Annotated in this window: 16 protein-coding genes; 10 read left to right on the top strand and 6 right to left on the bottom strand. The window is 72.1% G+C overall.

From position 1 onward, the window contains the following. Nucleotides 1-17 precede the first annotated feature (17 nt). Both EDF53_RS00575 and EDF53_RS00570 read right to left on the bottom strand, forming a co-directional pair. Entirely contained in the window at nt 18-821 is an 804-nt protein-coding gene (locus tag EDF53_RS00575; protein WP_123291773.1) for a zeta toxin family protein, read from the bottom strand. Continuing rightward, nucleotides 818-1,372 carry a hypothetical protein gene (locus EDF53_RS00570; protein WP_123291772.1) on the bottom strand — a complete coding sequence of 185 codons (555 nt, stop codon included), beginning with the start codon at nt 1,370-1,372 and terminating at the stop codon, nt 818-820. The genes EDF53_RS00575 and EDF53_RS00570 overlap by 4 nt, the downstream gene beginning before the upstream one ends. A 140-nt stretch (nt 1,373-1,512) precedes the next feature. On the opposite strand from EDF53_RS00570, the gene EDF53_RS00565 reads away from it, so the two are divergent. Continuing rightward, nucleotides 1,513-2,415, top strand: a complete 903-nt coding sequence (locus EDF53_RS00565) for a LysM domain-containing protein (protein WP_123291771.1) — start codon at nt 1,513-1,515, stop codon at nt 2,413-2,415. A 186-nt stretch (nt 2,416-2,601) separates the two neighbouring features. On the opposite strand, the gene pgi is transcribed toward EDF53_RS00565, so the two are convergent. From pgi to EDF53_RS00545, 4 genes are all read right to left on the bottom strand, one after another. Beyond that, nucleotides 2,602-4,323, bottom strand: coding sequence for a glucose-6-phosphate isomerase (gene pgi / locus EDF53_RS00560; protein WP_123291770.1), 1,722 nt, complete (start codon nt 4,321-4,323; stop codon nt 2,602-2,604). A 167-nt stretch (nt 4,324-4,490) separates the two neighbouring features. Next, nucleotides 4,491-6,728, bottom strand: a complete 2,238-nt coding sequence (locus EDF53_RS00555) for a cation-translocating P-type ATPase (RefSeq protein WP_123291769.1) — start codon at nt 6,726-6,728, stop codon at nt 4,491-4,493. Then, complete coding sequence (locus tag EDF53_RS00550) at nt 6,725-6,943, bottom strand: heavy-metal-associated domain-containing protein (protein ID WP_374202908.1); 219 nt, start codon at nt 6,941-6,943, stop codon at nt 6,725-6,727. The genes EDF53_RS00555 and EDF53_RS00550 overlap by 4 nt, the downstream gene beginning before the upstream one ends. A 35-nt stretch (nt 6,944-6,978) precedes the next feature. Next, the gene (locus EDF53_RS00545; protein WP_111084793.1) at nt 6,979-7,269 is read right to left on the bottom strand and encodes a metal-sensitive transcriptional regulator; all 291 of its coding nucleotides are present in this window, start codon (nt 7,267-7,269) and stop codon (nt 6,979-6,981) included. Nucleotides 7,270-7,383: 114 nt separating this feature from the next. On the opposite strand from EDF53_RS00545, the gene EDF53_RS00540 reads away from it, so the two are divergent. The 9 genes from EDF53_RS00540 to EDF53_RS00500 all read left to right on the top strand — a co-directional run bounded on the left by EDF53_RS00540 (nt 7,384) and on the right by EDF53_RS00500 (nt 12,713). Then, nucleotides 7,384-8,592 carry an AraC family transcriptional regulator gene (locus EDF53_RS00540; protein ID WP_165918763.1) on the top strand — a complete coding sequence of 403 codons (1,209 nt, stop codon included), beginning with the start codon at nt 7,384-7,386 and terminating at the stop codon, nt 8,590-8,592. Between the two features lie 162 nt (nt 8,593-8,754). After that, complete coding sequence (locus EDF53_RS00535; RefSeq protein WP_123291767.1) at nt 8,755-9,222, top strand: Asp23/Gls24 family envelope stress response protein; 468 nt, start codon at nt 8,755-8,757, stop codon at nt 9,220-9,222. Further along, a complete protein-coding gene (locus EDF53_RS00530) occupies nt 9,219-9,410 on the top strand; it encodes a DUF2273 domain-containing protein (protein WP_123291766.1) in 192 nt (63 codons plus the stop codon). Before EDF53_RS00535 ends, EDF53_RS00530 begins: the two co-directional genes overlap by 4 nt. Beyond that, nucleotides 9,407-9,724, top strand: coding sequence for a hypothetical protein (locus EDF53_RS00525; protein WP_123291765.1), 318 nt, complete (start codon nt 9,407-9,409; stop codon nt 9,722-9,724). Before EDF53_RS00530 ends, EDF53_RS00525 begins: the two co-directional genes overlap by 4 nt. Before the next feature lie 9 nt (nt 9,725-9,733). Then, entirely contained in the window at nt 9,734-10,309 is a 576-nt protein-coding gene (locus tag EDF53_RS00520; RefSeq protein WP_123291764.1) for a DUF6286 domain-containing protein, read from the top strand. Beyond that, nucleotides 10,306-10,869: a hypothetical protein gene (locus EDF53_RS00515; RefSeq protein ID WP_123291763.1), complete on the top strand. Its 564-nt coding sequence runs from the start codon at nt 10,306-10,308 to the stop codon at nt 10,867-10,869. The genes EDF53_RS00520 and EDF53_RS00515 overlap by 4 nt, the downstream gene beginning before the upstream one ends. Nucleotides 10,870-10,967: 98 nt before the next feature. Beyond that, on the top strand, nt 10,968-11,141 hold the full coding sequence (locus tag EDF53_RS00510) for a CsbD family protein (RefSeq protein WP_123291762.1): 174 nt from the start codon (nt 10,968-10,970) through the stop codon (nt 11,139-11,141). 76 nt (nt 11,142-11,217) lie between these two features. Beyond that, the gene (locus EDF53_RS00505; RefSeq protein ID WP_123291761.1) at nt 11,218-12,300 is read left to right on the top strand and encodes an Asp23/Gls24 family envelope stress response protein; all 1,083 of its coding nucleotides are present in this window, start codon (nt 11,218-11,220) and stop codon (nt 12,298-12,300) included. Then, nucleotides 12,297-12,713, top strand: a complete 417-nt coding sequence (locus EDF53_RS00500) for an MFS transporter permease (protein WP_123291760.1) — start codon at nt 12,297-12,299, stop codon at nt 12,711-12,713. The genes EDF53_RS00505 and EDF53_RS00500 overlap by 4 nt, the downstream gene beginning before the upstream one ends. The last annotated feature ends 22 nt before the right edge of the window (nt 12,714-12,735 follow it).

The following is a 12,735-nucleotide window of genomic DNA, read 5'->3' as shown; positions in this document are numbered from 1 at the left end:
CCGACACCGGCGACCGCTCAGACGATCGACACGTCCCAGCCGAGGTCGGCGGCCCGGTCACCGAGGACCCGGGCGTTCGCGCCGCACACCGACTCGGTCGACCCGGTCGGGTAGTAGCGACGGATGGCTGCTTCGGGAACGAACCGACCACCGAGCGGATCCGTGGCGGCATCACGCACGCTCCACCACCGATCGGTCGCCTGCGCGATCGCCGTCTCGAGCGGGACCTCCACGGTGACGATGCGCAGCTTCTCGTACCCGGCGTCGTCGAGCTCGGCGAGGAGGTCGTCGAGGTAGTCCACGCTCGACAGGGTGCCGTGCACGACGACGTTCTCGCCGTTGCGGAGGGCGCGGCGGCGCAGCGTGTCGGCAACGGTGGTCGACTCGGCGTGCACGAACCCGGCGATCTCACGGAGCTGCACGGGCCGGTCGTCGGCCAGGCGACGAGCCGTCCACCGGTCCACCAGACCGTCCGCCTGTGCGCGCAGGAGCAGCGGGTCCTTGAAGTCGTCGGCGTCGATCGACCGGTACCCGCACAGCTCCGGCATCCGCTCCAGGGCGGTCGACTTCCCCGACCCGGGCGGCCCGGCCGTCACGACCACCGCGAGCGAGCCGTCGGTGACCGGCGACGGGGTCAGCGCGCGGTGTTCCTCGAGCACGGACTCGTGGAACCGCAGGCGGCTCGCCTCGTACAGGAAGCCGTCCGGCGCGTAGATCGTCCTGGTGCTCGCGCCGGCAGTGTCCGACCAGGGGTTGTCGAGCGAGTCGGCCCGGAGCGCACGGCCCAGCTCGACGGCCACCCGGTCGCGGAGCTTCGTCACCGGGTGCGCTTGCGGGTCTGCCGTTCGGCGATCGCCCGGCGGACGGTCTCGTACTCGACCTCGGACAGGAGGCCGTCCTGGAACGCCGCCGCGAGTTCCTTGGTGGTGCCGGTGGCCGAGGCGGCACCGTCGAACGCCGCACCACGCTTCGGGGTGCGGTGCGTCAACGCCATCGACGACAGCTCGCGCAGCATCGTCTCCGAGTCGATCTGGCCACCCTCGCGCCGGGAGATGACCTCACGCGGAGACGGCCGCTTCGTGGTCAGGGTCCTGCGGGAGAGCCGCCGCGAGACCTCGGGCTGGGAGATCCCGGCGAGCTTCGCGATCTCGCGCTGCGGGACGCCGAGGTCGGCGAGCTTGAAGATCCCGCGCCGCAGTTCCATCTCGGCGTGGTGTTGCTGCTCACGACTGTGCAGGACGTGCTCGACCGCCGCACGGACGGTCGCGGGCGCACTGTCGGTCCGACCGGCCAACGCGCGCACGACGGCTTCGGTGTCGGGTCGACGGGGGTCTGACCCACCGCGTCGCTCGGGGACCACCCTGACGCCCATGACCACCTGCTCTCGTTGATACCGATGGTATCACTCGTCGTGGACGACGGAGGATCCGCGGTACGTCTGCAGACACAGGACGGAGGCGCTGCGTTCGCCCCGGGGACACCGCGCGGTTAGCATCGAGCTGAGGGGGAATCATGAACCGGACGCTCGCGATCGGGGTCGTCGTCGCGGCCACTGTGGCACTGTCGGGGTGCTCGCTGCTGCGCGGGTCGGACCGAGCCCTCCCCGCCCCGTCCACCCCGGCGACGACGCCGACCTCGTCGGCCGACCCGACACCGACGCCGGACGACGACCCGGAGGGTGACCTCCTCGAGTCGTCGGCGCACCCCCGCACGCCGACCCCGGAACCGACCGAGTCGGCGGCTCCGGCTCCGACGCTGACGCCGATCCCCGCCGGGACCGTCCTCGCCCAGGGCGACGTCGCGTCGCCGAAGGGCAGCGTGCACTTCCGGTTCCGCGTGGTCGCGGTCGGCGACGACACGTTCACCGCGCAGTACTCCGGCTTCACCTCGACCCTGCCGGTGCCGGTCGGGGTCGGCCTGTTCGACCTGCCGCGCGCGGTCGGCGACGGCCTGACCTACCCCGGCGTCGGCGACCGGACGCTCGGTGGGCCGACCAGCACGGCAACCGCGGTGGACGTCCCGCTGAGCGGCTCCGGCGTCGACCCGTCGCACCTCACCACGCTCGTGACCTACTCCGCGGCGGCTCCGGGGCAGGAGGCCCCGGTCGAGATCGGGGCCGGCAAGGTGCTCGCGGTGACGACCGTGCGGTGGTCCGTCCCGGCGCGGCAGACGAACGTGCACCCGGAGGACGCCGGCGCCCGGGCGAACGCGACCGGTCCGGTCACCGCGACGACGACCGGCGGGACGCCGCGGTCGTACACGGTCGCGCCGGACGACCTCATCGGAGACGTCGCCGCGCGGTTCGGCATCAGCGTGCGGGCGCTCGTCTGGCTCAACGAGGGCGTGCAGGTGTTCGGGACGGACCAGCACCTCTACGAGGGAACGACGCTCAACCTCGACCCGCTCGCCCGCTGACCGCGGCGGCCACGGCGCCGGCGACCTTTCGCGGTGAGCGACACCTCACGGGCCGCGCCGCGCGTGAACTGTCGCTCAGCGCGAAAACCGCCTCGGGTCCGCCCCGCGGCCAGCGCGACCGGCAGACGGACGGGAGGCCCGTGGCGGATCCGCCACGGGCCTCCCGTCTCGCAGGTGGGTGCGTCGTTACTTGCGCAGCTCCAGGTACTTCGCGATGAGCGCCTTGGTCGAGGCGTCCTGCGCGTCGAGCGCGGCCTGGTCGCCCTCGACGGCGGGCGTGACCTGCAGCGCCAGCTGCTTGCCGAGCTCCACGCCCCACTGGTCGAACGAGTCGATGCCCCAGATCGTGCCCTCGGTGAACACGATGTGCTCGTAGAGCGCGATGAGCTGGCCGAGCACGCTCGGGGTGAGCTCCGGCGCCAGGATCGACGTCGTCGGCTTGTTGCCCGGGAAGGTGCGCGCCGCGACGATCCCCTCGTCGGTGGTGCCCTCGGCCCGGACCTCGTCGGCGCTCTTGCCGAACGCCAGCGCCTTGGTCTGCGCGAAGAAGTTCGCCAGGAACAGCGTGTGCACGTCGGTGCCGGGTGCGACGCCCTTGCCGTCGCCGGTCTCGTCCTTGAGCGGACGGGCCGGGTTCGCGACCGTGATGAAGTCGGCCGGGATCAGGCGGGTGCCCTGGTGGATGAGCTGGTAGAACGCGTGCTGGCCGTTCGTGCCGGGCTCGCCCCAGAAGACCTCGCCGGTCTCGGTGGTGACGGGCGAGCCGTCCCAGCGGACGCGCTTGCCGTTCGACTCCATGGTGAGCTGCTGCAGGTACGCGGCGAAGCGGTGCAGGTACTGCGTGTACGGCAGGACAGCGTGGCTCTGCGCACCGAGGAAGTTCGTGTACCAGACGTTGAGCAGGCCCATCAGGACGGGGACGTTCTGCTCGAGCGGCGTGGTGCGGACGTGCTCGTCGATGGCGTGGAAGCCGGCGAGGAACTGCTCCCAGTTCTCCTGGCCGATCGCGACGATGACGCTCGTGCCGATCGCGGAGTCGACGGAGTAGCGGCCGCCCACCCAGTCCCAGAACCCGAAGGCGTTCTCGGGGTCGATGCCGAAGGCCTCGACCTTGTCGAGCGCGGTGGACACGGCGACGAAGTGCTTCGCGACGGCGTTCTTCTTCTCGTCGTCACCGGCGTCGGTCAGGCCGAGCCGCTCCCACAGCCACTGGCGTGCGAGGCGCGCGTTCGTCAGGGTCTCGAGGGTGCCGAAGGTCTTCGACGCGACGATGAACAGCGTCGTCTCGGGGTCGAGGTCCACGGTCTTCTCGTAGATGTCCGCGGGGTCGATGTTCGACACGAAGCGGGCTTCGAGCCCGGCCTGCACGTAGGGCTTGAGTGCTTCGTAGACCATGACGGGGCCGAGGTCGGACCCACCGATGCCGATGTTGACGACGGTCTCGATGCGCTTGCCGGTGACACCGGTCCACGAGCCGTCACGCACCTGCGACGCGAACGCGTAGACCTTGTCGAGCGTGGCGTGCACATCGGCGTCGACGTCCTGGCCGTCGACGGTCAGCGGCGCCGCCGGGACGAGCCCCTCGGTCGCCTTCGGGCGGCGGAGCGCGGTGTGCAGGACGGCGCGGTCCTCGGTGACGTTGATGTGCTCGCCGGAGAGCATCGCCTGGAAGCGCTCGGCGACGCCGGTGTCCTTCGCGACCTGCAGCAGCGCGGCGAGGACGTCCTCGGTGACGAGGCCCTTCGACAGGTCCACGGTCAGGTCGGCGGCCTGGAACGTGTACTGCTCGGCACGGCCGGGGTCGCTGTCGAACCACCCGCGCAGGTCAGGGGTGAAGTCGGCAGCGATGCTGTCGAGCTTCTTCCAGCCTTCGGTCGATGTGGGGTCGACGGGAGCGGATTCGGTCACTTCGGTCCTCCTGGGATCACGTTCGAGACGTACAGCCCGCAGGTCACCGCACCAGTGCGTCGCGGACCGTCTTCGAGCGTAGTGCCGTCGGCACCGTCGCGCGCACCGCCGGACGGGAGGCACGGGGTGCGTTCGCTGCGCGCGTCACGTCCGGCGGATGGCCGGCCTCAGGGCCGGGGTGCGAAACGCCGCAGCCGCAGGCTGTTCGTCACGACGAACACCGACGAGAACGCCATGGCGGCGCCGGCGAGCACCGGGTTCAGCAGCCCCGCCATCGCGAGCGGGATCGCCGCCACGTTGTACGCGAACGCCCAGAACAGGTTGCCCTTGATGATGCCGAGCGTGGCCCGCGACAGCCGGACGGCGTCGGCGACGACGGTGAGCCGACCGCTCACGACCGTGATGTCACTGGCCGCGATCGCGGCGTCGGTGCCGGCCCCCATCGCGATGCCGAGGTCGGCCGCGGCGAGCGCGGCAGCGTCGTTGACGCCGTCACCGACCATGGCCACGCTCCGTCCCTGGGCCTGCATGGCCCGGACGGCGTCGAGCTTGCCGGCCGGGGTCGCGCGGGCGTGCACTTCGTCGATGCCGACCTGTGCGGCGACGGCGCGTGCGGCGCCGTCGTTGTCGCCGGTGAGCAGGACGGGGTGCAGGCCGAGCGCCACGAAGCGCGCGACCGCGTCGGCTGCCTCGGGCTTCACGGTGTCGCCGACGACCACGACGCCCAGCACGCGGCCGTTCCGCGCGACGACGACCGCGGTGCCCCCGTCGGCCTCGGCGGCGGTGACCGCGGCCGAGGCCTCGTCGGGCACGACGACGGCCCAGGACGCTGCGAGCCAGCGGGTCCCGCCGACGAGCACGACGTCGCCGTCCACGACGGCCTGCACGCCAGCGCCGGGGGTGGAGTCGAACTGTTCTGCGGTCGGGACGTCGAGTTGGCGGGCCGTCGCGGCCCGTACGACCGCACGTGCCACGGGGTGTTCCGATCCGTGCTCGACGGCGGCGGCGAGCCGGAGCACGGCGTCCGCGTCGAGGGTCGCGTCCGTCGAGGTCACGGCGCGAAGGGTCATCTCGCCGGTGGTGACGGTGCCGGTCTTGTCGAGCACGATGGTGTCGACGCCACGGGTCCGTTCGAGCACCTGCGGGCCGCCGATCAGGATGCCGAGCTGGGACCCGCGGCCGGTGCCGACGAGCAGTGCGGTCGGCGTCGCGAGTCCGAGGGCGCACGGGCAGGCGATGATGAGCGTGGCGACGGCCGCGGTGAACGCCGCCGTGACCGAGCCGCCGAGTACGAGCCAGCCGACGAACGCCAGCACGGCGAGCCCGATGACGATCGGCACGAAGACGCCGGAGACCCGGTCGGCCAGGCGTTGGACGTCGGCCTTGCCGGTCTGCGCGTCCTCGACGAGCCGTCCCATCCGGGCGAGCTCGGTGTCGGCGCCGACGCGGGTGACGGCGACCACGAGCCGGCCGCCGACGTTGATCGTCGCGCCGGTCACCCGATCGCCCGGTCCGACCTCGACGGGGACGGATTCACCGGTGACCATGCTGCAGTCGACGGCCGAGGACCCGTCATGCACGAGGCCGTCGCTGGGGATCCGCTCCCCCGGCCGCACGACGACGACGTCCCCGACGACGAGCGCCGACGCGGGCACACGCTGCTCGACGCCGTCGCGCAGCACCGTGGCCTCCTTCGCGCCGAGTTCGAGCAGGGCGCGGAGTGCCGCCCCGGACTGCTTCTTGGCGCGGGCCTCCATGTACCGGCCGGCCAGGATGAACACCGTGACGGCCGCGGCGACCTCGAGGTACAGGTCGGTCGCCTCGGGGTCGGTCGCGATCCACGAGAACGTCATGTGCATGCCGGTGGTGCCGGCGTCGCCGAAGAAGAGCGCGTAGAGGGACCAGCCGAAGGCCGCCAGCACACCCACGCTGACCAGGGTGTCCATGGTCGCGGCACCGTGTCGGGCGTTCACCCACGCGGCACGGTGGAACGGGAGCGCGCCCCACACCGCGACGGGCGCGGCGAGCGTCAGGGCGAGCCACTGCCAGTTCGGGAACTGCAGGACCGGCACCATCGAGAGCAGGACGACCGGCACGGCCAGGACCGTCGACACGACGAGTCGACGGCGCAGCGCACCGGCCGGGTCGTCGGCGTCGTCGTCCGGCGCCGTCGTGTCGGCCGGCGGCGCGGGGACGGTCGCACCGTAGCCCGCGGACTCGACGGCGGCGATGAGGGCAGCGGGGTCGGCGGGGCCGTCCGCGGCGACCTGCACCTGCGCCTTCTCGGTGGCGTAGTTGACGGTGGCGGTGACTCCGGGGAGCTTGCCGAGCTTCCGTTCGATGCGATTCGCGCACGAGGCGCAGGTCATGCCCGTGATGTCGAGCTCGACGATGCCGTCCGTCACGACGGCACGACCTCGTACCCCGCCTCGGCGACCGCGCCGCGGAGCGCATCGGCGTCGACGGGCGCGTCCGAGGTGACGGTCACCGACGAGGCACCGCCGGGGACGAGCGCGACGGCGACGTCGGACACCCCCTCGAGTTCGGTGAGTTCCTCGGTCACGCTCAGCACGCAGTGCTCGCAGGTCATGCCCTCGACGAGCAGCAGTTCGGTGGTCACGGTGTCTCCTCCTGTGGTTCGGGTGCGGGCGGCGGTCACGAGCGCACGAGCCGGGCGATGGCCTGGCTGGCTTCGCGGACCTTCTCGTCCGCGGCGTCGCCACCCTCGGCGACCGCCTCGGCGACGCAGTGCTTGAGGTGGTCCTCGAGCAGCGACAGCGCCACGCGTTCGAGCGCCCGGTTCGCCGCCGAGATCTGGGTGAGGACGTCGATGCAGTACGTCTCGTCCTCGACCATGCGGGCGATGCCGCGCACCTGGCCCTCGGCGCGACGGAGCCGCTTGAGCAGGTCGTCCTTGTCGCCGATGTACCCGACGTGTTCGTGCATGGTGGCCTCCACGGTCCTCAATACGGTACCCCCCTAGGGTATTCCCTCCCATGGACGCGCGGACACGAACGAGGGTATTCACCTCGCCGTGCCGTCGATGTCATGATTTCGACCATGACCGATCCGGCGACGAACGGCTTCCGCAGACTGCGGTTCGCCGACGGCGACGGCTCCGACTACTCGGACATCTTCGAGGCGGAGTACCACGGGTCCGACTTCGCCTCGGAGACGTACGCGACCGACGACGCCCGCTACGAGTACACCGTGGTGGGCGACGACGACCTGACGCTGCGGACCATGCGCGCCGAGGGCGGTCGACGGGGCGGGGTCATCGGGGCGCGGGAGGACCACGTCGTCTTCTGGCTCACCAGGGGCCGGCTCGAGATGCACTTCCCCGACCGCACGCGCGTGGTCGAGCCGGGCAGCCCGTACATCGCGAGTGCGTCCGAGGCGTACCGCTTCGAGTCCGACGGCACCGTCTACAACGGGGTGCACATCGCGGACTCGTTCCTGCGGACCGTCGGGCGCGACCTCGGCTACCGACTGCCGGACGGCCCGCTGCTGTTCGAGCAGCAGGACGAGGTCATCGCCCGCCGCGAGCCGCTGCGCCACCTGATCGGGGAGCTCGGCCCGGCACTCGTGGACGACCGCGTGGTCGGTCCGATGCGGACGGCGCTGAACCGTCGACTGGCGATCGTCGTGCTCGACACCTTCCCGATCCGCAACCGCGGCGACGACGTCCCCGTCGCGAACCGCCTGCGCGACGCGATCCGCTACGTCGAACAGCACGCGGCCGAACGTCCGGCGGTGTCGGACATCGCCGCGGCGTGCGGACTCAGCCAGCGGGGACTGCAGGACGTGTTCGCCCGCACCCTCGACTCCACGCCGCACCGGTTCCTGCGCGAGCACCGGCTCGACCGTGCCCGGAGCGAACTCCTGCGCGCGGGCGACGACCGGGCCCCCGGTGCCGACGGGGTCGCCGTGGTCGCGCGTCGGTGGGGCTTCACCAACCCGGGCCGGTTCGCCACCGCCTACCGCGAGCGGTTCGGCGAGGACCCCGCTGCCACGCTCCGCACGTCGCTGTCCGCACGCCCCGACAGCGGTCGGTCATCGTGGCGCGTCCGCCGCGCGGTGGCGTTCATCGAGCAGCACGCCGACGAGGGCCTCTCCCTGCAGGACATCGCCGACGCCGCCGGGGTCCTGCCGCGACGCCTGCAGCAGCTCTTCCGGGCCGAGCGCGGCGAGTCCCCGATGGCGTGTGCCCGGGCGATCCGCACCGCTGCAGAACGCAACGCGGCGGACGGAACACGCGAAACCGCCTGAGCGGACGGCCAGGGGGTACAGCCACATCCCCGTGTTTCCGCGGATTCCTGGATTTCTGCCGAATCCGAAAAGTCATGTGTGACGAATCTCTGGTGCAGCCCGTCTCATCCGTGAACAGCAACCGCTGGGAACGCCCGGCGGGTCACTCGGAAGGAACGAACCATGGCTGACTCCATCACCACCACCCCGGCAACCACCGCTGCGGCCCGTGCCACCTCGCACGCCGGCTCGAACGGCGGCGTCACCGGCAAGACCGTCATCGACGACACCGTCGTGTCGAAGGTCGCCGGCATCGCGGCGCGCGAGGTCAACGGCGTGCACTCGCTCGGCGGCGGCGCTGCCCGTGCGATCGGCGCCCTCCGCGACGCGATCGGCCAGCGCGACTTCGGTCAGGGCGTCAAGGTCGAGGTCGGCGAGAAGCAGGTCGCCGCGGACATCGTCATCGTCGCCGAGTACCCGGTGTCGCTCCAGCAGGTCGCCGACGGCGTCCGCAGCAGCGTCGCTCGTGCCCTCGAGCAGATCGTCGGCATGGAGGTCGCCGAGGTCAACGTGACCGTCCAGGACGTCTTCATCCCGGGCGACGACGACGACAACGAGAACGACGAGAAGAAGGAAGCGCGAGTCGCATGAGCAACACACTGATCGGTGCCCTCATCGGCGCCGTCCTCGCAGTCGTCGCACTGCAGTTCGGGTTCTGGGGCTTCGTCCTGGTCATCGTCTTCGGTGCGATCGGGGCCCTCGTGGCCGCCCTCGCCACCGGCAAGATCGACCGTGGCGCCCTGACCGACGTGCTCACCGGGCGCCGGAGCTCCCGGTGAACGCCGGCCCGGACGTCGTCCCGGGCCGCGTCGAGATCACCGCTCGTGCACTGACCTCGCTGGCGCGGGCCGTCGCAGCCGAACGGCTCGGCGCCCCCGCCAAGCGGGTCAGGGTCGGTCTCGGAGACGCGGCCGGAGCAATGGCCCTCGACGTCACCGGCCCGATCGCCGCGGGCGACGACCTCGTCGCCCGTTCGGCCCAGGTCGCCGACGAGGTCAAGCGCCGCGTGAGTGAACTCACCGGCCGCCGCGTCGGCAGTGCCCACATCGAACTCACCGGGATCGTGCGCGAGCGCGAGTCCCGAACCCGGTAGGAGACCATCATGAGCAACGGTTCCGTCGAACGACGCATCCGTCGTCGGAGCGTGCACCGCTCCCGCTCGACCGCAGTGGCGGTGGCGCTGGTGGTCCTCGCACTGGTCGCCGCGTGGATCGGCACGGAGTCGGTCCTGCGGGCGATCGGGCGGCCTCCGCTCCTCGCCGACCCGCAGACCGCCGTCGACGCCGCACTGCAGCCCGATGCCGCGTTCGTCACGATCGCCGAGGTCATCGCCGTCGTGCTCGTGGTCCTGGGCATCGTGCTGATCGTCCTGGCCCTGAAGCCGGGTCGCCAGCACCGTTCCGTCGTCCAGCACGACCGTGGCGCCGTCGTCATCGACACCCGCATCGTCGCCTCGACCGCGGCCAACGCCGCCGGCACGGCCGCAGGGGTCCCCGAGGGCAACGCCTCGGCCACCGCCCGCGGTCGCCGCACCGACGTCCGGATCGTGCCCGTCACCGGCATCCCGGTCGACGAGCAGGCCGTGCAGGCAGCCGTCCGCGACCGCCTCAGTGGTCTCGACGAACGATTCGGCCGGAACATCCGCGTCCGCGTCGACGAGAAGGGGACCATCGCATGACCAAGAGCAACCGGACCATGAACCGGATCATCCTCTTCGTCCTCGGCCTCGTCGCCGTCGTCGTCGGTCTCACGATCGGTGCGGGCGTCGTGCCCGCCGTGCAGGACGCGATCAAGCCCACCGTCGACCTGCCGAGCAGCCTGGACGTCCCCGCGTCCTCGCTCTGGATCGTCGCCGCCGCCTGCGCCGTCGTCATCGTGCTCGCCCTGGTCTGGGTGTTCACCCGCGGCGGGGGCGGCACGTCCGTCGCCGTCCGCGAGCGTTCCGGTGAGGACGCCGTCACGGTGAACGTCGCACTCGTCCGCGACGTCGTCGAGCACGAGCTCGCCGGGGTCCGCGACGTCGTCGGCTCCCGGGTCGACACCTACCTGGTGCGGAAGCAGCGTGCCGCTCGCATCCGCGTCGCGGTCCGCCGCGGCGGGGACGCCGTCTCGGTGCTCGACGCCGTCGACCGCGCCGTCGCGGTCCTCGACCGCACGCTCGGCCGCCAGGTGCCCGTCCTGGTCCACCTCACCGGTGGGACCCGTTCGGCGCTCGCGAAGTCGACGCGCGTCCACTGACACCCGTCAGCCGGACGCGACCCCGGGCCTCCCGGCCCACCGAAGACCCACGCAACACCCACCACCGGGCGCACGCCCGACCGATGAAAGGACCCGTCATGGGACTCGACGACAAGATCAAGAACGCTGCTCAGGACCTCGCCGGCAAGGCGAAGGAAGCCGTGGGCAAGGCCCAGAACGACGACTCCAAGGTCGCCGAGGGCCAGAAGGACCAGGCCTCCGCGAGCGTCAAGAAGACCGGCGAGGACGTCAAGGACGTCTTCAAGAACTAGGACGCTCGATGCGTGTCGGGGCACTCGCGACGTCGAGTGCCCCGATGCGTTCCGCGGACCCGAACGAGGAGGAACCATGCAGCACGACCCCCATGCGCACACGCAGGTCACCGAGGTGGCCCTGCCCGCAGAACTGACGGAGCCGCTGCCCGACGACGCGACCCCCGCGATGCTCATCGCGCGAACCGCGGCGGAGACGGCGCTCGGCGTGCCCGGCGTGCACCACCTCGGCGGGACCGTGTCCCGAGCCGCCGACGAAGTGCGGAAGCGGCTCGGCCGCTCCGCCGGGACCGCCGGTGTGCAGGTCGACGACGAGGACGGCACCTTCGCGGTGCAGGTCTCCGTCATCGTGACCTATCCGCAGAACGTCCGCGAGGTCGCCGACGAGGTGAAACGACAGGTCGCTGCAGCAGCCGGCCAGGTCGCATCCGCGCCGACGACCGTGGACGTCCGCGTCCTCGACGTGCACGGGCCGTTCGACGACGAGCCCTCGCCCGTCGAGCGTGCGGCCACCGCCGTCGGCGATGCCGTGCAGGATGCCGCCAAGGCGACGAGCGAGACCACGAAGCGCGTGGCGACGGCGACCGTCGACGCCACGAAGCAGGCGGCCGACGCGACGGCCGAGGCGACCAAGCGTGCCGCCGACGCCACCGCCGACGTCACGAAGCAGGCGGCCGAGGTCACCGCAGACGCCACCAGGCGTGCCGCCGACGCGACGGTCGACACCGCCAAGCGTGCTGCCTCGGCCACCGCTGAGGTCACCAAGCAGGCCGCTGACCAGGCCGCGGATGCCACGAAGCGTGCGGCCGACGTCACCGCGGACGCCGCCGAACAGGCCGTGGACGCGACGACCGCCACCGCCGGACGCGTGCACGAAGCCGCGTCCGACGCGCTCGACCGTGCATCCGAGGGTGCCCGAGACGCCGCTGACACCGCGCGCGACGCGGCCAGCAGCGCACGTGCGGCCGTCGTCGACGAGGACGCTGCCACCCCCGTCGTCGCCTCCGAGACGGCTGCCGACGCAGCGGTGCGTGCCGCCGACTCCGCCGAGGACGCCGCGCAGGACGCCGCCGACGCCGCAGCCGACGCCAGCGAGGCAGCGCGGGCAGCCGCCCGCGACGGCGACCAGCCGACCGACCCGACCACGGACCGACCGTGACCACCGCCTGGTCCGGCGGTCGTCGGCCCCGCACCCGTCGGCCCCGGCCGCGCGGTGTGTGGATCGCCGGTGGCATCGGCGTGGTCCTGGTCGCCGGGGTCCTGCTCGGGGCGTTCCTGCCCCTGGTCGGGTTCCTCGGCGGCGTCACCGCCACCACCGCCGGCCTCGTGCCGTTCCCGTTCGTGCGGGTCACGGTCGTCGCGGTCCTCGGGCTGATCGTCGTGCTGGCGCTCCTCGCCATGGCCCTCACCCGTCGGCACACCACGACGGCGACGATCTCGGTCGTGCTCGCCGTCCTGGTGAGCATCGCCGTCACGATCGTCCCCGTGGTCCTGGTGGCCGTCGGGTCCGCCGACCGCGCCGGGGACGTGTGGCCGATCGTCACCGAGCTCTGGCAACGCTTCACCGGCTGATCCGCCGGCACCTGCACCACCG

This window comes from Curtobacterium sp. PhB78 (genome assembly GCF_003751685.1).
Lineage (GTDB): Bacteria > Actinomycetota > Actinomycetes > Actinomycetales > Microbacteriaceae > Curtobacterium.
The sequence above is the reverse complement of the archived record's forward strand: the minus strand, read 5'-3'. Positions and strand labels throughout refer to the sequence as shown.

Excerpts from the sequence above, each read along its gene's own strand:
- EDF53_RS00530 (WP_123291766.1), top strand. The coding sequence starts at position 9,219 with ATGAGCAACACACTGATCGGTGCCCTCATCGGCGCCGTCCTCGCAGTC.
- EDF53_RS00510 (WP_123291762.1), top strand. The coding sequence starts at position 10,968 with ATGGGACTCGACGACAAGATCAAGAACGCTGCTCAGGACCTCGCCGGC.
- EDF53_RS00505 (WP_123291761.1), top strand. The coding sequence starts at position 11,218 with ATGCAGCACGACCCCCATGCGCACACGCAGGTCACCGAGGTGGCCCTG.
- EDF53_RS00570 (WP_123291772.1), bottom strand. The coding sequence starts at position 1,372 with ATGGGCGTCAGGGTGGTCCCCGAGCGACGCGGTGGGTCAGACCCCCGT.
- EDF53_RS00520 (WP_123291764.1), top strand. The coding sequence starts at position 9,734 with ATGAGCAACGGTTCCGTCGAACGACGCATCCGTCGTCGGAGCGTGCAC.
- EDF53_RS00535 (WP_123291767.1), top strand. The coding sequence starts at position 8,755 with ATGGCTGACTCCATCACCACCACCCCGGCAACCACCGCTGCGGCCCGT.
- EDF53_RS00515 (WP_123291763.1), top strand. The coding sequence starts at position 10,306 with ATGACCAAGAGCAACCGGACCATGAACCGGATCATCCTCTTCGTCCTC.
- EDF53_RS00545 (WP_111084793.1), bottom strand. The coding sequence starts at position 7,269 with ATGCACGAACACGTCGGGTACATCGGCGACAAGGACGACCTGCTCAAG.
- EDF53_RS00565 (WP_123291771.1), top strand. The coding sequence starts at position 1,513 with ATGAACCGGACGCTCGCGATCGGGGTCGTCGTCGCGGCCACTGTGGCA.
- EDF53_RS00540 (WP_165918763.1), top strand. The coding sequence starts at position 7,384 with ATGACCGATCCGGCGACGAACGGCTTCCGCAGACTGCGGTTCGCCGAC.